Origin of the sequence: Pseudomonas sp. WOUb67, assembly GCF_050058005.1 — a bacterium.
GTDB lineage: Bacteria > Pseudomonadota > Gammaproteobacteria > Pseudomonadales > Pseudomonadaceae > Aquipseudomonas > Aquipseudomonas putida_R.
Map to the genome: position 1 here is coordinate 5,381,231 of NZ_CP170112.1, position 21,171 is coordinate 5,402,401.

Genomic DNA, 21,171 nt, shown 5'->3' on the forward strand with positions numbered 1-21,171 from the left:
GGCGAAGGCCCAAGGGCCCCTTGAAGGGGCCCTTTTTTTGCCTGTCGATCAACCCCGTGGCATTGCCGCGATAGCGTCCACCGCCTCGCGGATCAGCGCCGGGCCTTTATAAATGAAGCCCGAGTAGATCTGCACCAGGCTCGCCCCGGCGGCGATTTTCTCGGCAGCGTGGCGGCCTTCGGTAATGCCACCGGCAGCAATGATCGGCAGCTTGCCGCCCAACTCGCCTGCCAGCACCTTGACGATGTGGGTGCTCTTTTCCAGCACCGGCGCGCCCGACAGGCCGCCCGCCTCGCCACCGTACGGCAGCCCCTCGACACCTTCACGGCCCAGCGTGGTGTTGGTGGCGATCACCGCATCCATACCCGATTCCATCAATGCGGCTGCCACCAACGCGGTTTCTTCGTCGCTCATGTCCGGGGCAATCTTGATGGCCAGCGGCACGCGCTTGCCATGGGTGGCGGCCAGCTGCTCACGGCGCACGGCCAGGGCATCGAGCAACTGCTTGAGCGAATCGCCAAACTGCAGGCTGCGCAGGCCCGGGGTGTTCGGCGAACTGACGTTGACAGTGATGTAGCTGGCGGCGGTGTACACCTTATCCAGGCAGATCAGGTAGTCATCGACGGCACGCTCGACCGGGGTGTCGAAGTTCTTGCCGATGTTGATGCCCAGCACGCCGCTGTAACGCGAAGCACGTACACGGTCGAGCAGGTTATCGACCCCCAGGTTGTTGAAGCCCATGCGGTTGATGATGGCCGAGGCTTCCGGCAGGCGGAACAGCCGTGGCTTGGGGTTGCCCGGCTGCGGGCGCGGGGTGACGGTGCCGATCTCGACAAAGCCGAAGCCCAGCTGGGCAAAACCGTCGATGGCCGCGCCGTTCTTGTCCAGGCCGGCAGCCAGGCCCACCGGGTTGGCGAAGTTCAAGCCCATGACCGTGACCGGCAATGCCGCCGGCTGCTTGCACAGCATGCCATTGAGGCCAAGGCGGCCACCGGCACCGATCAGGTCCAGGGACAGGTCGTGGGAAGTTTCCGGAGAAAGCTTGAACAGCAGCTGGCGGGCCAGGGTATACATGGGCGGGCAAGACTCGGGGTGAGTGAGGGGGCGATTATAGCCACCGTGGCGCCGGCAGGACAGTAAATCATGGGGCCACTGCAGCCCTGGCACATCGGTTGCACCGGTTTGGCCCACAGCCTAATCAGTACAGGCGAGGAACCTTGTGAACACTGCACCCCGAGCAACGCCCCTGGCCTGGGTCAACGGCAGCGATGCGCCCGAGAAGCCCAGCCTGAACATCGGCTACATGGCCCTGACCGACTGCGCCTCGGTGGTGGTCGCGGCCACCCAGGGCTTCGCCCAGCAACATGGCCTTACCCTCAACCTCAAGCGCCAGGGCTCCTGGGCGGGGCTGCGCGACAAGCTGGTCAGTGGTGAGCTGGACGCCGCACATTGCCTGTATGGCCTGGTCTACGCCGTGCATCTGGGCATTGGGGGCGTAGCGGCCAGTGACATGGCGGTGCTCATGGGCCTGAACCAGAACGCCCAGGCCATCAACCTGTCCCCGGCCCTGCAGCGCAAAGGCGTGATCAACCCTGAAGCACTGGCGCGATGGGTGCACCAGCATGGCGCGCGCCTGACCTTCGCCCAGACCTTCCCCACCGGCACCCACGCCATGTGGCTGTATTACTGGTTGGCCAGCCAGGGCATCCACCCGCTGCGCGACGTCGACAGCGTGGTGGTGCCGCCGGCACAGATGGCCGCACATATCCAGGCCGGGCGCATCGACGGCTTTTGCGTAGGGGAGCCCTGGGCCGCCGATGCGGTGGCCAAGGGCCAGGGCTTCACCCTGGCAACCAGCCAGTCGATCTGGCCGGACCACCCGGAAAAAGTCCTGGCTTGCGCCCGCGCCTTCGCCGAACAGTACCCCAACAGCGCCCGCGCCTTGATCAAGGCAATCCTCGCCGCCAGCCGGTTCATCGAGCAAAGCCCGGAAAACCGCCGCAGCACCGCGCAACTGCTCAGCGGCAGCGCCTACCTGGACACACCGCTGGAGAGCATCGAGCCACGCTTGCTTGGCAACTATCAGGATGGACTGGGCAACCACTGGCAAGACCGGCATGCCCTGCGCCTGTTCGACCATGGCCGGGCCAACCTGCCGTATCTGTCCGACGGCATGTGGTTCATGACCCAGTTCCGCCGCTGGGGCCTGCTGCGCGAAGACCCCGACTACCTCGGCGTAGCCCGCCAGGTACAGCAACTGGCACTGTACAGCGAGGCAGCGCAGAGCATGGGCGTAGCGTGCCCCGAGCAGCCGATGCGCAGCAGCCTGCTGATCGACGGCACCCGCTGGGACGGCAGCGACCCCTCCGGCTATGCCCGCAGTTTCAGCCTGCATGCACTGGGCGACTGGCCCGATGCCCGTGTCGGCGCGTGAGGGGGCCACCATGTTGCGCATCCTGCTGATCGACGACACCCAGCACAAACTCGGCCGCCTCAAGGCGGCATTGATCGAGGCCGGCTTCGAGGTCACCGAAGCCCCAGGCCTGACCATCGACCTGCCCGCCTGCGTCGAAACGGTGCGCCCGGATGTGGTGCTGATCGACACCGACTCACCTGACCGCGATGTGATGGAACAGGTGGTACTGGTCAGCCGTGACCAGCCGCGCCCCATCGTGCTGTTTACCGACGAGCACGACCCCGGGGTGATGCGCCAGGCGATCCAGGCGGGCGTCAGTGCCTATATCGTCGAAGGCATTCATGCCGCCCGTTTGCAGCCGATTCTGGACGTGGCCATGGCCCGCTTCGAAAGCGACCAGGCACTGAAGGCGCAGTTGGTAGCCCGCGACCAGCAACTGGCCGAACGCAAACGCATCGAGCAGGCCAAGGGTTTGCTGATGAAAATGAAAGACTGCAACGAAGAACAGGCCTACACCCTGATGCGCCGCCAGGCCATGAGCCGGCAGCAGAAGCTGATTCAGGTGGCAGAACAGATCATTGCCATGCACGAGATGCTCGGCTGATGTGCTCGCCATGAGATTGTTGGCGCCTGTGAGATCGAGCGCCGCCCGCGCGGCGCATCGCGAGCTGCGCTCGCTCCTACGTTTGTTTCGGGCCAATTATTCCTGCGCCATTTGCGCGCGAATGCCTTGTCGCATGGCTTGATAACGCGCCGTACAAACAAGGCGGTCGCGCGTGCCTGCCGCAGGCGTTACTGGCCGAAAACAAACGTAGGAGCGAGCGCAGCTCGCGATGCGCCGCGCGGGCGGCGCTCGATCTCACAGGCGCAGAAAATGTCATGCCGGCCGCTCCCAGAAGTTGGCCCATCTCTTGCTGAACAAACATCACCGGTAGCCAACGGCGGTTGCCCCACTTAAATCCCGACAAAGACGTCGCTCTCCCCTCCACCTGCGTGGAGCGGGTAGCGGCGTCTTTTTCGTTCCGTTGCTATGCCGAGTGAGGTGTTCGATGAGTACCAGCTTCTGGAAATCCGGGCATGTGCCCACGCTGTTCGCTGCGTTCCTGTACTTCGACCTGAGCTTCATGGTCTGGTACCTGCTGGGCCCGATGGCGGTGCAGATTGCCGGTGACCTGCAACTGAGTGCACAACAACGGGGCCTGATGGTGGCCATGCCGATCCTGTCCGGGGCAATCCTGCGCTTTGCCATGGGCATGCTGGTCGACCGCCTGTCGCCCAAGACCGCTGGCCTGATAGGCCAGGTGGTGGTCATCGTCGCATTGGCGGCGGCCTGGCACTTCGGCGTACACAGCTATGAACAGGTGCTGCTGCTGGGCTTGTTCCTCGGCTTTGCCGGCGCTTCGTTCGCCGTTTCGCTGCCGCTGGCGTCGCAGTGGTACCCGCCGCAACACCAGGGCAAAGCCATGGGCATTGCTGGCGCCGGCAACTCCGGCACGGTGTTCGCCGCCCTGCTGGCCCCGGTGCTGGCCGTCGGCTTTGGCTGGAACAATGTGTTCGGCTTCGCGCTGATTCCGTTGACGCTGACGCTGGTGGTGTTCGCCCTCCTGGCACGCAACGCCCCAGAGCGCCCCAAGCCAAAAGCCATGGCGGACTACCTCAAGGCCCTCGGCGACCGTGACAGCTGGTGGTTCATGTTCTTCTACAGCGTCACCTTCGGCGGTTTCATCGGCCTGGCCAGCGCCCTGCCCGGCTACTTCAGCGACCAGTACGGCCTGAGCCCGGTCACCGCCGGCTACTACACCGCTGCCTGCGTGTTCGCCGGCAGCCTGATGCGCCCGCTCGGCGGCGCCCTGGCCGACCGCTTCGGCGGCATCCGCACCCTGCTGGGCATGTACAGCGTGGCCGCCATCTGCATTGCCGCAGTCGGTTTCAACCTGCCATCTGCGGCCGCCGCACTGGCGCTGTTCATCAGTGCCATGCTTGGCCTGGGCGCTGGCAATGGCGCGGTATTCCAGCTGGTGCCACAACGCTTCCGCCAGGAAATCGGCGTAATGACCGGGCTGATCGGCATGGCCGGCGGCATCGGCGGCTTCCTGCTGGCGGCCGGGCTTGGCACCATCAAGCAGCACACCGGCGACTACCAGTTGGGGCTGTGGCTGTTCGCCAGCCTGGGCCTGCTGGCGTGGTTCGGCCTGCACGGCGTGAAACAACGCTGGCGCACTACCTGGGGCTCGGCTGCAGTCACTGCAGCGCGGGTCTGAGGCACGCCAGTGAGCCTGCAACTGAGTTTTGCCCAGGCCAGCGCCACCGGGCCGCGTGCGGAGAACCAGGACGCCCTGCGCCTGGTGACCCCGGCGCCAGAGCTGGCCGCCAGCAAGGGCTACCTGTTCGCCCTTGCCGACGGCGTCAGCCAATGCGCCGATGGCGGCCTGGCAGCCCGCGCCAGCTTGCAGGCCCTGGCCCTGGACTACTACGCCACCCCCGCCACCTGGAGCGTGGCCCAGGCACTCGATCGCCTACTGCTGGCGCAGAACCGCTGGCTGCGCGCCCAGGGTAGCGGCCAGCCATTGTTGACCACCCTCAGCGCACTGGTGCTGCGGGGCCGGCGCTTCACCCTGGCCCATGTCGGCGACTGCCGCGTGTACCGCTGGTGCGCTGGGCACCTGCAGTGCCTGAGCGAAGACCATGTGTGGGACCAGCCGGGCATGCAGCATGTGCTGAAACGCGCACTGGGCCTGGACCAACACCTGCTGGTGGATTACCTGGAGGGCGAGCTGCAGGCGGGTGAGTGCTTCCTGCTGCTTAGCGACGGGGTCTGGGCCAGCCTGGGTGACCAGCACATCCAGGCGGTGCTGCGTGAGCAGCCCGACCTGCAACTGGCAGCCGACACGCTGGTAGCCAGCGCGCACCTCAATGGTAGCCAGGACAACGCCAGTGCCTTGCTGGTGCAGGTCGAGCAACTGGGCACGAGCAACCTCGGCGACACCCTGGCACAGCTACAGCAATGGCCGTTACCCGGCCCGCTGCGCGAAGGCCAGGTGATCGATGGCTGGCACACCGAACAGCTGCTGTCGCACAGCCGCCAGTCGCTGCTGTACCGGGTGCGCGACGGCCAAGGTCAGCCCTGGCTGCTCAAGACCTTGCCTGGCGCACGCGAGCAGGAGCCTAAGGCAGCGCAAGGGCTGTTGCTGGAAGAATGGTTCCTGCGCCGGGTCGCTGGCCGCCATTTCCCCGAGCTGCATGCTGCCAGCCAGCGGCAACACCTGTACTACGTGATGCGCGAATACCCCGGCCAGACCCTTGCGGCGCTGCTGGCCGAACGCGGCCCGCTGCCCCTGCCGCAATGGCTGGAAATGGCCCGGCAACTGCTGCAGGCGGTCGGTGTATTGCACCGGCGCAACCTGCTGCACCGCGATATCAAGCCAGACAACCTTCACCTGGGCAGCGATGGCCAGCTGCGCCTGCTGGATTTCGGCCTGGCCTACTGCCCGGGCCTGTCCGAAGACCCGCTGCACGACGTGCCCGGCACACCCTCGTACATCGCCCCGGAAGCCTTCGATGGCCAACCGCCCAGCCCGCGCCAAGACCTGTATGCCGTGGGCGTGACGCTGTACCACCTGCTGACCGGGCACTACCCCTATGGCGAGCTGGAAGCCTTCCAGCGCCCGCGTTTCGGCCAGCCAATCAACGCCGCACGCTACCGCCCCGACCTGCCGGAATGGCTGCAACACAACCTGCAACAGGCGGTGGCCGCCGACCCGGCGCAACGCTTCGAAACGGCCGAACACTGGTTGCTGCTGCTTGAACGCGGCGACCGCCAGGAACTGCCCAGCCGCCCACGGCCATTGCTGGAGCGCGAGCCGCTGAAGGTGTGGCGCACCCTGGCCCTGCTGTCTTTGCTGTTCAACCTGATTTTGCTGCTCAGCCTGCTAAAAGGCTGAACGCACCCTGCCGATGAGGAATACCCCGATATTTCGCTGACTTCACGCGGTGTCAGCCGCGGGGTGACGCTGGTGACGGCGCACACCCAGGACGACAGCGAGCTGAACTGGGCGGCCCTGGCACAGGTACGCCAAGGGTTGCTGGATGGCGGCATGGCCGCGGGCATGCCGGTGGCGATGATCGAGAATGCCTCGTTGCCGCAGCAGCGGGAGTGCAGGAGCGATGTGCGGGGGATGGTGGTCGATCCGCGAGGGTTTGGCTTGCGTAGCCCGGCGATTCTGGTGATTGGGGAAGTGGTTGGGGAACAGCAGGCTTTGGATCTGGTTTCAATCGCGGGCTGATTACCCGTCACTGCAGGAGCAGCCTTGTGCTGCGAAGAGGCCGGTAAGGGCAAAGGTATTCTGTTGCTGTAATGGCCTCTTCGCAGCACAAGGCTGCTCCTACAGGTGCTGTGCAGGCTTTGAGGCCGGTTAAAACCCAGGCAAAGAAAAACCCGGCCGAGGCCGGGTTTTTCATGAAACATCAGGCCAATTACTTGGACTGAGCTTCTACCTGAGCTTCAACGCGACGGTTGACAGCACGGCCTTCTTCGGTGGCGTTGTCAGCAACCGGACGGGTTTCGCCGTAGCCTACCGAGTCAACACGGGTAGATTCTACGCCGTACTGCTGGGTCAGGACTTGCTTGACAGCGTTGGCACGACGCTCGGACAGCTTCTGGTTGTAAGCGTCTGGACCCACGGAGTCAGTGTGACCTTCAACCACGGTGGTGGTTTGTGGGTACTGCTTCATGAAGTCAGCCAGGTTCTTGATGTCGCCGTAGCTGTTAGGCTTGACGACCGACTTGTCGAAGTCGAACTTGACGTCCAGCTCAACACGAACGACTTCGGCAACAGCCGGGCAGCCGTCGGCGTCAACGGTAACGTTGGCCGGGGTGTCTGGGCACTTGTCGACGTTGTCGCAAACGCCGTCGTTGTCGGAGTCGGAGCAGACTTCAGCAACTGGAGCTGGAGCGGCTTCGGCTTGCTTCGGGCTACCGCCGAAGTTCAGGCCAACACCAACGCTTGGGGCCCACTCGGTGTCGCCCTGGTCGATGTTGTACTGAGCTTCTACGCCGGCACGGGCGTAGAACATGTCGGTGATGTACCACTTGGCGCCAGCGCCAACGTTGGCGAAGGTGGAGTGGTCACGACCGCCACGGCCGGTCTGGCCCAGCGACTGGTGCGAGAAACCAGCGGAAACGTACGGACGGATGGCGTCATACGGGTTGTTGAAGTGGTAAACGGCGTCCAGGGCGGTGTTCGAGCCCTTGATGTTCTTGCCGTCTTCGCCACGAGCGTTGTGGACTTCGTCATAACCCAGACGCAGTTCAACGTCGTCGGTCAGGAAGTAACCGATCGAGCCGCCGAACAGGTTGCCGTCGTTCTTGAAGTCACGCTGGCTGTCGAAGAATTCTTTCTTGTAGAAGCCTTCGACTTCCACAGCGCCTGTGCCTTGTGCCATAGCGCCAATCGAGGTAGCGGCTACGAGCGAACCAATGGCCAAGCCCAAGGTGTTTTTCAATTTCATCCGTTAAATCCCCATCTGGTGATAGTTAAGCAGTCCCACCACAAACAAGGGGGACAACTCGACGGCAAGTCTAGCAGAACTCGCCGATTCGTTAGAGATATTTGCACGCCACTAAGTTTCATCAAGGCCGGCAAATTTCTCACGAAGCTTGTCTAGCGCACGCTTGTAGCGCATTTTCGTTGCGCTCAGGCCCATGTGCATGATGTCTGCAATTTCCTGAAATTCCAGCTCTGCGACAAAACGCAGCACCAGAATTTCCCGGTCAATCGGGTTCACGTGCACCAGCCATTTGTCCAGCCCACCTTTTTCTTCCGGCTTCGGGGCCTTGTCTTCGGACGCCTCTTCAATAGGGTCCAGACTCAAGGCATCCATCAACCGGCGTTTACGGCGCTCCTTGCGGTACTGGGTGATGCACTCGTTGTAGGTGATGCTGTAGAGCCAGGTCTTGAACTTGGATTTACCCTCGAAGTTCTTCAGCCCGTACAGCACCTTGAGCATCACTTCCTGACAGACATCGTCCGCGTCACGGTCGTTCCCCAAATAACGCGCACAGACGTTGAACAGGGTCCGCTGGTAGCGCCGCATGAGCTCCTCATAGGCGCGGGTAACGTGGTACAGCTCCTCATGCGAACGCGCCACCAACTCTTCATCGGTGAGCTCGCGGGGGTCATAACGCATGGGCGGCGAATGAACTTTATTCAAAACGGATCTGGCCGACAGTCAGGTCAATGTCGCCGCGCGACCCCGTGGGTCGAATTTCGCGGCGGCATACATTAACAGCTTTTGTGCGGTTAGCGGCTATTGACGCGCTGCTCAAGCAGCTCGCGATTGGCCAGCGACACCAGTTCGCCATCATCGGTCAGCAGCGTTGTCTTGACCGTGCCGATTTCCTCGATATGCCCTTCGACCTCTCCAATTCGCACCTGCTGGCCGACCTGGTAGAGCTCGCGCACGTAAATGCCGGCCAGAATCTGCCCGGCAATTTCGCGGCTACCAAGGCCCATGGCCAAGGCTACGGCCAGACCAACGGTAATCAGCCCGATGACGATCACGTGGTTCAGCAGGTCGGTTTTCACCTCCAGCTGGCTGATGGCGACCGAGATGCTGATGATGATCACCAGGCCCTGGGTGATACGCCCAAGGCCTGCCGAATATTCCAGGCCGATGCCTTCGGCGGCGCCGCGCACCAGGCCGTTGGCCACCTGAGCAAGCAGCACGCCGGCCAGCAACACCAAGGCGGCGCCGAACACTTTTGGCAGGTACAGGGCGAGCATGTCGAGGGTGGCCGAAACCCGCTCCAGGCCTAGCGACTCAGCGGCCGAGACGAGGAAGATGAGCAGCACGAACCAGTAGACAATCTTGCCGATCAGGGTCGAGATCGGCACCTGGATGCCGACCCGGCCAAGCATCTTGGTAAGGCCGGTGCCGCCCATCAGGCGGTCCAGGCCAAGCTTGGCCAGCAGTTTGGACAACAGCGTGTCGAGGAGCTTGGCCACCACGAAACCGAGCAGCACCACGACCAGCGCGCCGAACAGGTTGGGGATGAAGTTCGCTACCTTGGTCCAAAGGGCGGTCATCGCGGCGACCAGGCTCTGGGTCCAGAGATCGAGTTCCATATTCAATCGGCCTTATCTGCTTTGCCGCCGGTGGCAGCGTTGCGGGAAGAGTGTCGACGCACCGGCGCGACATGCGCCGAGCCATTATTGACGGCAATCAGCAGCGCCTGGCTCCAGCGGCCAAGCAGGCTGAACAGATCACCCGCGCCAACCTGGCGGTTGGCGGTTTTCAGCACGCGACCCAGGCAGGCAGCGTCATCCCGGTCATCGCGGTCATTGCCGGAGGGTGACGCCTTGAGCAGGTCACGCAGGGATTCTTCAAACGGATCGTGCATGGGCACCTCGCGCAGTGTCAGCAAGAGACGAGATGGCCGGGCAATGGGTCACACATCCGATTGGGACGAATGTTTCAAAATGAACACCTACACCCATCGCAACCGCCGGAACATCCACCACTGCCCCACCGCCAGCCCCAGCACGACAATGCAGGCGAACAGGAAGCCATAGGGGTTTTCTGCCCCCGGGATACCGCCGACATTGATGCCCAGCAGCCCGGTGATAAAGCTCATGGGCAAGAAGATGCAGGTGATGATGCCGAAGCGGTACATGGTGCGGTTCATCCGCTCGCTGCGCCGGCGGTCTTCGCTTTCCAGCACCAGCGCGGCACGCTCGCGGGTCAGTTCCAGCTCTTCGAGGTAGCGGATCAGGCTGTTGTTCAGCTCGTTCCAGTAATCGGCATCGGCATCGGCAAACCAGCTCCACTTGCTGCGCGACAGCTGGGCGTAGATGTCCCGCTGCGGGGCCAGGAACCGCCTCAGGCCCGCCGCACGCCGGCGGATCTGCTGGAGGCTGCCGTTCTCCGGAGTGTACCGTTCGTCGGATTCGACCTTTTCTTCTTCCAGGTCGACCAGTTCGGACAGGTCGCTGACCAGGCCCTGGACCTTTTCAGTCAGCAGTTCGCCCATCAGCAGCAACAGCTCGGACGCCGACTTCGGCCCCCTGCCCTGCTCCAGCAACTGAAGAATCTCGTCACTGGCGCGCAACGGCCGCAAGCGCAGCGAGATGACCCGCTGCGCCTGGGCGAAGATGCGCACCGAGACCATGTCTTCGGGCTCTGCGCCCGGGTTGAGGTTGACCCCACGCAAAAACAGCAACAGCTGTTCGTCCGCCATGGGCAGCAGGCGCGGCCGGGTGTTTTCTTCCAGCAGCAGCTCGCAGGCGAACTCGCTCAGGCCGCTGTCATGCAGCAGCCAGGTGCGGGTTTGTGGATGGCTGCGGTCCCAGTGCAGCCACAGGCTCTGCTCCGGTTGCAGCTGCAGGTCGTCCAGTTCGGTACGGGCAATCGAGCGCGCGCCGCCTTTACCATCGAGCACCAGGGCATGCACCAGCCCCCACTGCGCGTTGTCTTCCTCGAACATCAAAGCTCCATCAGCGCGTGCGGCGCATCACTCCGGCATTTTCAGCGGGCTTGGCGAGACCAGCACGCCATTGTTGTCGGCATACACGTACTCGCCCGGGCGGAAGGTCACACCGGCGAAGGTCACCGTCACGTTGAGGTCACCGATGCCGCGCTTGTCGGTTTTCATCGGGTGGCTGGCCAGGGCCTGTACGCCGACGTCGGTCTGGATCAATACGTCTACGTCACGCACGCAGCCGTAGATCACCAGGCCTTCCCAACCGTTCTTGGCGGCCTTTTCCGCGAGCATGTCGCCCAGCAGCGCGCGGCGCAGCGAGCCACCGCCATCGACGACCAGCACCTTGCCCTTGCCGTCGAGTTCGACCTGCTCCTTGACCAGCGAGTTGTCCTCGAAGCACTTGATGGTGACGATCTGGCCACCGAACGAGTCGCGGCCGCCGAAATTGCTGAACATCGGTTCCAGCACTTGTACCAGGTCCGGGTAGGCGTCACACAGGTCGGGCGTTACGTAATGCTGCATGGGAGGCTCCTGTCAGTCACAACGAAAGCGGGTATCGGCCAAGGCTACACCTTGAAGGCTGTCGCAGTCATCCGGGACCAAGCAGTCATTTGTATTCATCCTGTACCGGCCCTATCGCCGGCAAGCCAGCTCCCACAAGAACACCACTGCCCTCAAGGCCTGTGGGGTACTTGTGGGAGCTGGCTTGCCGGCGATAGGGCCATTACAGGCAATCCAAAACTAACTGACCGCCACCGGCTCCGCTGCCACAGTGGACTCATGCACCGGCAGCAGCGGGTTGCGTAACCAGCGCTCTACCAGCGGCCACACCTGCACCTGCGCAGCCTTGCTCACCAGCATGTCGACATGCCCGAAGGCGTCGAAGCCTTCCTCACGCCCCAGCCGCAGGAACTGCTTGCGCTCACCCCCCAGCTGCTCGAACAGCTTGCGGCAGGCCCACACCGGGTCCTGGAAATCCCCCGCGCCGGCCACCGCCAGCAGCGGCACATCCACCTCTGCCAGCCCCGCCCACCAGTCGCTCTGCTTGTCGCCAAAGCGCCCGAACAGGCCGTGCCAGCGCATGCTCTCCAGCGCCAGGCCGATCGGCTCGTCCTCCGGCCCACGCTTGAAACGCGGCCCGGAAATCTGCCCCCAGCGCTTGAGCACCAGCTTCGCGCCCCAGGCCAGCGGTGGCACTTTCAGCGGCCAATACACGCGGCTGATCTGGGTACCGAACAGGGCCACGCTGGCCACCTGCCCGGCAGCCAGAAAACCACCGCCCAGGGCTGCCGCCAGGGTGGTGCCGCCCAGGGAGTGGCCGATCCAGTGTGGCGCCTGGCCCGACTGTTCGCGCACGAACGCGGCAATCAGCGGCAGGTCGTCACGGGCATAGGCGGCTACGTTATTGTGCTGCCAGGCGTGGTTACGCGGCGACAGGCCGTGGCCGCGCATTTCCGGGATCCACACATCGAAACCGGCACGGGCCAGATAGGCGCCCAGGCCAATCCCTTTGGGCGAGTACCAGAAACGCCGATTGGAAAAACTGCCGTGCAGGAGAATGACCGGCACGCCCAGAGGCTGGCCCTGATCGGCCAGCCCCAGGCGGGTAAGGGCAAGCTCGACGCTAGGGTCAGGGCCATTGCCGGCCTTGATCCGGTACACGTCTTCGCTGAGGTCGCCGCGGCGCTCGGCACTGAGCAGGGCCACAGGAAATAGAGTGCTGCTGCTTTGCATAAGGTTGCTTGGTGCACAAAAAAGGGCGGGGACCATTACTGGAACACGCCCTGGAAAAAACCAGGCGGGGGTACGCCAGACGTCCCCCCGCGTTTTACCGCGTCAGGCTGCGCCCTGGCCCTCGGCCAGGAAGAACCAGGTCTCGAGTACCGAGTCCGGGTTCAGCGACACGCTTTCGATGCCCTGCTCCATCAGCCACTTGGCCAGGTCCGGGTGGTCCGATGGGCCCTGACCGCAGATGCCGATGTACTTGCCGGCCTTGTTGCACGCGGCAATGGCGTTGGCCAGCAGCTTCTTCACCGCAGGGTTACGCTCGTCGAACAGGTGAGCGATGATGCCCGAGTCACGGTCCAGGCCCAGGGTCAGCTGGGTCAGGTCGTTGGAGCCGATCGAGAAGCCGTCGAAGTACTCAAGGAACTCCTCGGCCAGAATGGCGTTGGACGGCAGTTCGCACATCATGATCACGCGCAGGCCGTTGTCGCCACGGGACAAGCCGTTTTCGGCGAGCAGGTCGACGACCTGGCTGGCTTCGCCCAGGGTACGCACGAACGGGACCATGATCTCGACGTTGGTCAGGCCCATCTCGTTGCGCACACGCTTCAGCGCACGGCACTCGAGCTCGAAGCAGTCACGGAACGACTCGCTGATGTAACGCGAAGCGCCGCGGAAGCCCAGCATCGGGTTTTCTTCTTCCGGCTCGTACAACTTGCCGCCGATCAGGTTGGCGTACTCGTTGGACTTGAAGTCCGACAGGCGCACGATGACCTTTTTCGGGTAGAAGGCCGCAGCCAGGGTACTGATGCCTTCGACCAGCTTCTCGACATAGAAACCGACCGGGTCGTTGTAACCGGCAATGCGCTTGTCGACGCTCTCTTTCAGCTCCGGTGGCAGGCCGGCGTAGTTCAGCAGCGCCTTGGGGTGCACACCGATCATGCGGTTGATGATGAATTCCAGGCGCGCCAGGCCGACACCGGCGTTGGGCAACTGGGCAAAATCGAAGGCACGGTCGGGGTTGCCGACGTTCATCATGATCTTGAACGGCAGCTCCGGCATGGCATCAACCGAGTTCTGCTTGATGTCGAAGCCCAGCTCGCCTTCGAAGATGAAACCGGTGTCGCCTTCGGCGCAGGACACGGTCACACCCTGGCCGTCTTTCAGCAGCTGGGTGGCGTTGCCGCAACCGACCACGGCCGGAATACCCAGCTCACGGGCGATGATCGCCGCGTGGCAGGTACGGCCGCCGCGGTTGGTAACGATGGCGCTGGCGCGCTTCATCACCGGTTCCCAGTCCGGGTCGGTCATGTCGGAGACCAGTACGTCGCCCGGCTGGACCTTGTCCATTTCCGATACGTCGTTGATCACGCGCACCTTGCCGGCACCGATGCGCTGGCCGATGGCACGGCCTTCGACCAGTACAGTGCCTTTTTCTTTCAGCAGGTAGCGTTCCATGACGTTGGCGCTGGAACGGCTTTTCACCGTTTCCGGGCGTGCCTGCACGATGTACAGCTTGCCGTCGTCACCGTCTTTGGCCCACTCGATGTCCATCGGGCGCTGGTAGTGCTGCTCGATGATCATGGCCTGCTTGGCCAGTTCGTTTACTTCGTCGTCGCTCAGGCAGAAGCGCGCACGCTCGGCACGGTCAACTTCGACAGTCTTGACCGAACGGCCGGCCTTGGCTTCTTCGCCATAGACCATCTTGATGGCCTTGCTGCCCAGGTTGCGACGCAGGATGGCCGGGCGGCCGGCCTGCAAGGTTTGCTTGTGCACGTAGAATTCGTCAGGGTTGACCGCACCCTGCACCACGGTTTCGCCCAGGCCGTAGGCGCCGGTGATGAACACCACGTCGCGGAAGCCCGACTCGGTGTCGAGGGTGAACATCACGCCTGCAGTGCCGGTTTCGGAGCGGACCATGCGCTGCACGCCGGCCGACAGGGCGACCAGCTTGTGGTCGAAGCCCTGGTGCACGCGGTAGGCGATGGCGCGGTCGTTGAACAGCGAGGCGAACACTTCCTTGGCCGCGCGGATCACGTTGTCGACGCCACGGATGTTGAGGAAGGTTTCCTGCTGGCCGGCGAACGAGGCGTCCGGCAAGTCTTCGGCAGTGGCCGAGGAACGCACGGCAACGGCCATGTTGTCGTTGCCGGCGGCCATGGCGGCGAAGGCGGTTCGGATTTCCGAATCCAGACGCGCGGGGAACTCGGCTTCCATGACCCACTGGCGGATTTGTGCGCCGGTTTTGGTCAGGGCATTGATGTCATCCACGTCGAGCGCGTCGAGCGCGGCGTGAATCTTGTCGTTCAGACCACTCTGTTCGAGAAAATCGCGGTACGCCTGCGCCGTAGTGGCAAAGCCGCCCGGCACCGATACACCAGCACCGGCAAGGTTGCTGATCATCTCGCCCAGGGATGCGTTCTTGCCCCCCACATGCTCTACATCATGGACGCCGAGCTTATCGAGGGAAACTACGTACTCTACCAAGGTGATCTCTCCACTAACTGTGTTGGAAAAGCTCAAAAAGGCGCCCGCCTGTCTTCGGTGACTTGGCCGGGCGTTTGTGGCCTGTACCTGGAAAATAAGTGAGAATGCCGACAGCCGCATTCGGCAAACCGAACTTATCATATCCAAGAATCGTCATCAGCTTAAGGCCCAGATCGCAAATGAAACGAACCGCGTTCTTCATCTCCGACGGCACCGGTATCACTGCCGAAACCCTGGGCCAGAGTTTGCTCGCGCAATTCGAGAGCATTCCGTTCAACAAATTCACCCGTCCGTACATCGATTCGCCAGACAAAGCGCGGGCCATGGTGCAGCAAATCAACGCTGCGGCCGAGCGTGACGGGGTGCGCCCGATCATCTTCGACACCATCGTCAACCAGGACATCCGGGAGATCCTGGCGACGTCGAACGGCTTCATGATCGACATCTTTTCTTCGTTTTTATCCCCGCTAGAGCAGGAATTGACCGCCCATTCGTCGTATTCCGTGGGCAAATCGCACTCGATTGGCGGCAATTCCAACTACATGGAACGCATCGAGGCGGTGAATTTCGCCCTGGACAACGACGACGGCGCGCGCACCCACTACTACGACAAGGCCGACCTGATTCTGGTGGGTGTGTCACGCTGCGGCAAGACCCCCACCTGCCTGTACATGGCCATGCAGTTCGGCATCCGTGCCGCCAACTACCCGCTGACCGAAGATGACATGGAGCGCCTGCAGCTGCCGGCGGTGCTGAAAAAGCACCACAGCAAGCTGTTCGGCCTGACCATCGACCCCGATCGCCTTACCGCCATCCGCCACGAACGCAAGCCCAACAGCCGCTACTCCAGCTTTGCCCAGTGCGAGTTCGAAGTGCGCGAGGTAGAGAGCCTGTTCCGCCGCGAGAACATTCCCAACATCAATTCCACGCATTTTTCGGTGGAAGAGATTTCGGCGAAGATTCTGGTCGAGAAAGGCGTGGAGCGGCGATTCAAGTAAGCCTGAACCGGCCTCTTCGCGGGTAAACCCGCTCCCACAGGGACCTCACTGCACTCAAGCCCTGTGATATCCCTGTGGGAGCGGGTTTACCCGCGAAAGGGCCAGCACAGGGATAAAAAAACCCGGCATCTCTGCCGGGTTTTTCATTTCAGCTCAAGCTCAGGACGGCACCACCGCCGCCTGCCCGCTCATGGCCAGGTCGACCAGCTCGCGGTTGGCCACCGCGTACATCGCATAGTCGGTGCCAGTGGCATTGCGCAGGTCGTCCAGCATGGCACGCCAGCGCTCCACCATCACCCGGTGCTGCTCGGCCCACAGCGCCACACGGGCGTCCATGTCATCCGGCGCATCGGCCATCTGCAGGACCGAGATGGTGATTGCCCGCTGCTGCAGGTCGATGTCGTCGCGGAACGCCTCGCGGGCCAGCGCCTGCCAGTTGTTCTCCACCGGCAAGTTGCTGATTTCCTGCAGGTACCAGGTCAGGTCCAGCGAGCTGCCCACGGCGAAGAACGCCTTGGCCACCTGTGCCGGGTCGTGACCGGTGACGTCGGCCGCTTCGATGATCGGCAGCAGGGTGTACAGGTGGCTGGTACCCGCCACCATGCGCGCCAGCAGTTCTGGCACACCGGCATCGACAAAGCCCTGGTAGCGCACCATCCAGCGTTCGCGGGTCGGGCCTTCGAGCAGCTCATCAAGCTTGAGCCCGAGTTGCGCGATTTTCGGCCCGAAGTGCGCGGTATCACGCCCGGCGTCCTGCTCGTTGCGGCGGCTGCGCAGGAACCAGCGTGTGGCACGGCGGCCCAGGCGCATCAGCTCGTCCATCAGGGTGAGCTGGACTTCTGCCGGCACCTGGTAGTCCAGTGCCTCGATCTGGCGGAACCAGTGTGGCAGGTGGAAGATGTCACGCACGATCACATAGGCCCCGGCCACGTTGGCCGGGCTCATGCCAGTCGACTCCTTCAGGCGCTGGACGAAAGTGATGCCCATGTTGTTGACCAGGTCGTTGGCGATCTGGGTGCTGACGATTTCGCGCTTCAGGCGGTGACGGCGCATGGCTTCGGCAAACTTGCTCACCAGCGACGGCGGGAAGGCGGTCTCCATGTCGCGGGTCAGGTAGTCGTCGTCCGGCACCAGCGACTTCAGCAGCTGCTCCTTGAGGTCGATCTTGCTGTACGAGATCAGCACCGACAGCTCGGCGCGGGTCAGCCCATGGCCGGCAGCCAGGCGCTCGGCCAGTTGCTCTTCGGACGGCAGGAACTCGATGGCACGGTCCAGCTTGCCACGGGCTTCCAGGTCGGCCATCAGGCGCTTGTACTCGGCAATCCGCTCGCGGGCACGGCGGGCCGCCAGCGACAGCGCCTGGGTCTGCTTGTAGTTGTTGCCCAGCACCAGGCCGGCCACTTCGTCGGTCATGCTGCCCAGCAGCTGGTTGCGCTGCTTCTCGGTCATGTCGCCACCCTGCACCACTTCGTTGAGCAGGATCTTGATGTTGACCTCGTGGTCGGAGCAGTCCACGCCGCCGGCGTTGTCGATGAAGTCGGTGTTGGTGGCGCCGCCGCTCAGGCCGAACTCGACCCGGCCAAGCTGGGTCATGCCCAGGTTGCCGCCCTCGCCCACCACTTTGCAGCGCAGTTCGTTGCCGTTGACCCGCAGCGCATCGTTGGCCTTGTCGCCGACATCGGCGTGGCTTTCGGTGCTGGCCTTCACGTAGGTACCAATGCCGCCGTTCCACAGCAGGTCGACCGGTGCCTTGAGCAGCGCGTTGAGCAGCTCGGTCGGGGTCAGGCGGTCGGCTTCGATGGCGAAGCGCTCTTTCATCTGCGGGCTGATGGCGATGCTCTTGGCACTGCGCGGGAAGATCCCGCCGCCTTCGGACATGATGCTGGCGTCGTAATCGCTCCAGGCCGAACGCGGCAGGTCGAACAGGCGCTTGCGCTCGGCAAAGCTGGACGCGGGCTCCGGGTTCGGGTCGATGAAGATGTGCAGGTGGTTGAACGCCGCCACCAATTGCAGCTTGTCAGACATCAGCAGGCCGTTGCCGAATACGTCGCCGGCCATGTCGCCCACGCCGATCACGGTGATCGGGTCTTCCTGCACGTTGATGCCGCGCTCGCGGAAGTGGCGCTGCACGCCCACCCAGGCGCCGCGTGCGGTAATGCCCATCTTCTTGTGGTCGTAACCGGCCGAACCGCCCGAGGCAAAGGCGTCGCCCAGCCAGAAGCCGTAGTCGATGGCGATGCCGTTGGCGATGTCGGAGAAGGTTGCCGTGCCTTTGTCGGCCGCCACCACCAGGTACGGGTCGTCATCGTCGTGGCGCACCACGTTGGCCGGTGGCACCACGCCGCCGTCCTTGAGGTTGTCGGTGATGTCGAGCAGGCCGGAAATGAAGATGCGGTAGCACGCCACGCCCTCGGCGGCGATCTCGTCACGGCCGCCACCCAGTGGCAGGCGACGCGGCAGGAAGCCGCCCTTGGCGCCGACCGGCACGATGACCGAGTTCTTCACCTGCTGGGCTTTTACCAGGCCCAGTACTTCGGTACGGAAGTCTTCCTCGCGGTCGGACCAGCGCAGGCCGCCACGGGCGACGTTGCCAAAGCGCAGGTGCACGCCCTCGACGCGCGGCGAATAGACGAAGATTTCGAACTTGGGCACCGGCTTGGGCAGTTCGGGGATCAGCTTGGGGTTGAACTTGAAGCTGAAGTACGACTTGTTCTGGCCGTTGGCGTCCGGTTGGTAGAAGTTGGTGCGCAGGGTGGCCTTGATCAGGTCCAGGTAGCGGCGCAGGATGCGGTCTTCGTTGAGGACCTGTACGTCGTCCAGCGCGGTCAAAATCGCTTGTTCCAGGCGCAGCTGCTTGTCGTCCAGGTCTTCCTGGGTGAGCTTGCGGGCCAGGTAGAAGCGGGTCTTGAACAACCGGGTCAGCTCGCGAGCGATGTCGGTGTGGTTGTTCAGGGTGCTGGCGATGTAGCCCAGGTCGAAGCCCAGGCGGATCTGCTTCAGGTAACGGGCGTAGGCGCGCAGCAGCGCCACGTCGCGCCATGGCAGGCCGGCGGTGAGCACCAGGCGGTTGAAGGCATCGTTCTCGGCATCGCCACCCACAATGTGGATGAAGGCGTCCTGCAGGGTGTCGTTGAGCTGCTGGATATCCAGGCTCAGGCCTTCGCTGTAGGTGAAGGCGAAGTCGTGGATCCAGTACTCGCGGCCATTGGCATGGCGCAGGCGGTAGGGGAACTCGCCAAGCACGCGCAGGCCGAGGTTTTCCAGGATCGGCAGCACGTCAGACAACGCCAGTGGCGTATCGGCGTGGTACAGCTTGCAGTGCAGGATGCGCTCGCCAACCTGGGTTAGCGGCTGGTAGAAGCTCATCGCCAGCGGCTTGCTTTCCGACAGGTTCAGCACGTGCTGCAGGTCGACCACTGCCGAGTGCGCGGCGAAGCGCTCACGGTAGCCGGCCGGGAAGCCCTTGGGGAAGTCGGCCAGGATATTGGTGCCTTGGGCTTCGCCGAAGTTCTCGACCACCAGCGTCGAGTAGTCGTCATGCCACGAGCGGCAGGCCTGGATCACTTCGCGTTCCAGCTGCTGTGGGTCGATGTCGATGCGGTTTTTCGGGTCGACCCGCAAAATCAGCTGCACGCGTGCCAGCACCGACTCGGAGAAGAAGGTCCAGAATTCGCAGTCGCTGGCCTTCAGGCGCTCCATCAGCACTTGCTGGATCTTCTGCCGTACTTCGGTGGAGTAGATCTCCCGCGGCACATAGGCCAGGCAGTAGCAGAAGCGGCCGTACGGGTCTTTGCGCAGGAACACGCGAATCTTGTTGCGCTCCTGGATCTGCACGATCGCCATCACGGTGGTGAACAGCTCGTCGATCGGCGTCTGGAACAGGTCGTCGCGCGGCAACACTTCCAGTACCTGGGCCAGTTCCTTGCCCAGGTGGGCCTTGGCGTCGAAGCCCGAGCGGCGCTCGACTTCAGCCACCTTCACGCGGATATACGGAATGGCATGCACGCTTTCGCCATACACCGACGAGGTGTACAGGCCCATGAAGCGGTGTTCCTTGATGACTTTGCCGTCGGCGTCCAGCTGGCGGATCGACACATAGTCCGGGTAGGCCGGGCGGTGGACGCGGCTGGGCAGCGCGGCCTTGGCAAACGACAGCAGCAGCGGTTCGTTGAGGTACGCCACGGCGTAGTCTTCGATGCGCAGCTCTTCGGCCGTCAGGCCTACGCGCAGGCGGCGCGGCAGGCCGAGGAACGACGGCTCGTCGTAGACCATCTGGCCGCCGTCGGCGTCGCGCTTGACGGTGAATTCTTCATAGCCCAGGAAGGTGAAGTGGTTGTCCAGCAGCCACTCGAGGAAGGCCTTGACCTCGCCCTTCTCGTGCTGGGCAGGGCCAAAGGCGGTCTGTTCCACCTGCGCTACCACTTCACGCAGCTTGGCCTTCATCGGTTCGAAGTCGGCCACAGCCACCCGTACCTCGGCCAGCACCTGTTCGATCTCGCGGGTCAGCACCGTCAGTTCGGCAGCGTTCGCGCAGCGGTCAATCTCCAGGTACATCAGCGACTCATGGCGCACGCCTTCGCCCTGGGTGCCCTTGGGCAGCAGTTCCAGCAGCTCGCCCTTGGCGCCACGGCGCACGCTGAGCACGGTGGTTTGCAGGGTGTGGATGCTATAGCCGCGGCGGTTGAGCTCGGTGCGCACAGAGTCGACCAAAAACGGCAGGTCGTGGTGCAGCACTTCGACCACAGTATGGGTCGACTGCCAGCCATTGCGTTCGTAATCGGGGTTGTACACCCGCACTTGCGGGTATTCGGGGTCGAAACGTTCGATGATGCGCCAGGCTGAGAGGGTGCAGCCGGCCAGGTCGGAAAGCCTGCGTTGGGTGAGTTCGTCCAGAGAGATGATGCCGAAGAACTGCTCGGCGAACAGCGCCACTTGTGGCAGGGACTGCTCGCTGATGTGCTGCGCCAGGGCCGCTTGCAGTTGATGCTGGAAGTCGGCTTTGCTGGCTGCGGTGAAAAACGCCATCTGTGGTACTCCGCTTGGGCTTTGTAATAGTTGAAGCGTCG

At 63.3% G+C, this 21,171-nt stretch carries 15 protein-coding genes and 1 pseudogene; 6 read left to right on the forward strand and 10 right to left on the reverse strand.

Annotated features, from left to right (window positions below; all coding sequences use genetic code 11):
• Positions 1-48: 48 nt before the first annotated feature.
• Entirely contained in the window at positions 49-1,074 is a 1,026-nt protein-coding gene (locus ABOC32_RS23870) for a quinone-dependent dihydroorotate dehydrogenase (protein ID WP_426809117.1), read from the reverse strand.
• 145 nt (positions 1,075-1,219) lie between these two features.
• On the opposite strand from ABOC32_RS23870, the gene ABOC32_RS23875 reads away from it, so the two are divergent.
• From ABOC32_RS23875 to ABOC32_RS23895, 5 genes and pseudogenes are all read left to right on the forward strand, one after another.
• Positions 1,220-2,434, forward strand: a complete 1,215-nt coding sequence (locus tag ABOC32_RS23875) for a CmpA/NrtA family ABC transporter substrate-binding protein (RefSeq protein ID WP_426809118.1) — start codon at positions 1,220-1,222, stop codon at positions 2,432-2,434.
• 10 nt (positions 2,435-2,444) lie between these two features.
• A complete protein-coding gene (locus ABOC32_RS23880) occupies positions 2,445-3,020 on the forward strand; it encodes an ANTAR domain-containing response regulator (RefSeq protein ID WP_016500786.1) in 576 nt (191 codons plus the stop codon).
• A 445-nt stretch (positions 3,021-3,465) separates the two neighbouring features.
• Complete coding sequence (locus ABOC32_RS23885) at positions 3,466-4,677, forward strand: nitrate/nitrite transporter (protein WP_426809119.1); 1,212 nt, start codon at positions 3,466-3,468, stop codon at positions 4,675-4,677.
• A 9-nt stretch (positions 4,678-4,686) separates the two neighbouring features.
• The gene (locus tag ABOC32_RS23890) at positions 4,687-6,357 is read left to right on the forward strand and encodes a protein kinase domain-containing protein (protein WP_426809120.1); all 1,671 of its coding nucleotides are present in this window, start codon (positions 4,687-4,689) and stop codon (positions 6,355-6,357) included.
• Between the two features lie 30 nt (positions 6,358-6,387).
• A pseudogene (locus tag ABOC32_RS23895) lies at positions 6,388-6,699 on the forward strand (uroporphyrinogen-III C-methyltransferase); the annotation flags it as partial.
• Positions 6,700-6,889: 190 nt separating this feature from the next.
• Here the strand turns inward: ABOC32_RS23895 and ABOC32_RS23900 are convergent.
• The 8 genes from ABOC32_RS23900 to ppsA form a co-directional block, all read right to left on the reverse strand.
• Positions 6,890-7,924 carry an OmpA family protein gene (locus tag ABOC32_RS23900; RefSeq protein ID WP_016500790.1) on the reverse strand — a complete coding sequence of 345 codons (1,035 nt, stop codon included), beginning with the start codon at positions 7,922-7,924 and terminating at the stop codon, positions 6,890-6,892.
• Between the two features lie 111 nt (positions 7,925-8,035).
• Positions 8,036-8,602, reverse strand: coding sequence for an RNA polymerase sigma factor SigX (gene sigX / locus ABOC32_RS23905; protein WP_016500791.1), 567 nt, complete (start codon positions 8,600-8,602; stop codon positions 8,036-8,038).
• A gap of 113 nt (positions 8,603-8,715) precedes the next feature.
• Entirely contained in the window at positions 8,716-9,540 is an 825-nt protein-coding gene (locus tag ABOC32_RS23910) for a mechanosensitive ion channel family protein (protein ID WP_043203343.1), read from the reverse strand.
• A 2-nt stretch (positions 9,541-9,542) separates the two neighbouring features.
• Positions 9,543-9,815: a CrfX protein gene (locus ABOC32_RS23915; protein ID WP_426809121.1), complete on the reverse strand. Its 273-nt coding sequence runs from the start codon at positions 9,813-9,815 to the stop codon at positions 9,543-9,545.
• Between the two features lie 87 nt (positions 9,816-9,902).
• Positions 9,903-10,898, reverse strand: a complete 996-nt coding sequence (locus ABOC32_RS23920; protein WP_426809122.1) for a zinc transporter ZntB — start codon at positions 10,896-10,898, stop codon at positions 9,903-9,905.
• Between the two features lie 27 nt (positions 10,899-10,925).
• Positions 10,926-11,417, reverse strand: coding sequence for a ribonuclease E activity regulator RraA (gene rraA, locus ABOC32_RS23925; RefSeq protein WP_426809123.1), 492 nt, complete (start codon positions 11,415-11,417; stop codon positions 10,926-10,928).
• 219 nt (positions 11,418-11,636) lie between these two features.
• Entirely contained in the window at positions 11,637-12,665 is a 1,029-nt protein-coding gene (locus ABOC32_RS23930) for an alpha/beta fold hydrolase (RefSeq protein ID WP_426809124.1), read from the reverse strand.
• 66 nt (positions 12,666-12,731) lie between these two features.
• Positions 12,732-15,107, reverse strand: coding sequence for a phosphoenolpyruvate synthase (ppsA, locus tag ABOC32_RS23935; protein WP_426809125.1), 2,376 nt, complete (start codon positions 15,105-15,107; stop codon positions 12,732-12,734).
• A 179-nt stretch (positions 15,108-15,286) separates the two neighbouring features.
• Between ppsA and ppsR the strand changes: the two genes are divergently transcribed.
• Positions 15,287-16,105: a posphoenolpyruvate synthetase regulatory kinase/phosphorylase PpsR gene (gene ppsR, locus ABOC32_RS23940; protein ID WP_086976272.1), complete on the forward strand. Its 819-nt coding sequence runs from the start codon at positions 15,287-15,289 to the stop codon at positions 16,103-16,105.
• A gap of 159 nt (positions 16,106-16,264) precedes the next feature.
• On the opposite strand, the gene ABOC32_RS23945 is transcribed toward ppsR, so the two are convergent.
• Positions 16,265-21,130, reverse strand: a complete 4,866-nt coding sequence (locus ABOC32_RS23945) for an NAD-glutamate dehydrogenase (RefSeq protein ID WP_426809126.1) — start codon at positions 21,128-21,130, stop codon at positions 16,265-16,267.
• Between the last annotated feature and the right edge of the window lie 41 nt (positions 21,131-21,171).

Bases quoted from the DNA above. Each gene is read 5' to 3' on its own strand.
- ABOC32_RS23930 (WP_426809124.1), bottom strand. From the start codon at position 12,665: ATGGTCCCCGCCCTTTTTTGTGCACCAAGCAACCTTATGCAAAGCAGC.
- rraA (WP_426809123.1), bottom strand. From the start codon at position 11,417: ATGCAGCATTACGTAACGCCCGACCTGTGTGACGCCTACCCGGACCTG.
- ppsR (WP_086976272.1), top strand. From the start codon at position 15,287: ATGAAACGAACCGCGTTCTTCATCTCCGACGGCACCGGTATCACTGCC.
- ABOC32_RS23945 (WP_426809126.1), bottom strand. From the start codon at position 21,130: ATGGCGTTTTTCACCGCAGCCAGCAAAGCCGACTTCCAGCATCAACTG.
- ABOC32_RS23880 (WP_016500786.1), top strand. From the start codon at position 2,445: ATGTTGCGCATCCTGCTGATCGACGACACCCAGCACAAACTCGGCCGC.
- ABOC32_RS23910 (WP_043203343.1), bottom strand. From the start codon at position 9,540: ATGGAACTCGATCTCTGGACCCAGAGCCTGGTCGCCGCGATGACCGCC.
- ABOC32_RS23920 (WP_426809122.1), bottom strand. From the start codon at position 10,898: ATGTTCGAGGAAGACAACGCGCAGTGGGGGCTGGTGCATGCCCTGGTG.
- ABOC32_RS23885 (WP_426809119.1), top strand. From the start codon at position 3,466: ATGAGTACCAGCTTCTGGAAATCCGGGCATGTGCCCACGCTGTTCGCT.
- ABOC32_RS23870 (WP_426809117.1), bottom strand. From the start codon at position 1,074: ATGTATACCCTGGCCCGCCAGCTGCTGTTCAAGCTTTCTCCGGAAACT.
- ABOC32_RS23915 (WP_426809121.1), bottom strand. From the start codon at position 9,815: ATGCACGATCCGTTTGAAGAATCCCTGCGTGACCTGCTCAAGGCGTCA.
- ABOC32_RS23900 (WP_016500790.1), bottom strand. From the start codon at position 7,924: ATGAAATTGAAAAACACCTTGGGCTTGGCCATTGGTTCGCTCGTAGCC.
- sigX (WP_016500791.1), bottom strand. From the start codon at position 8,602: ATGCGTTATGACCCCCGCGAGCTCACCGATGAAGAGTTGGTGGCGCGT.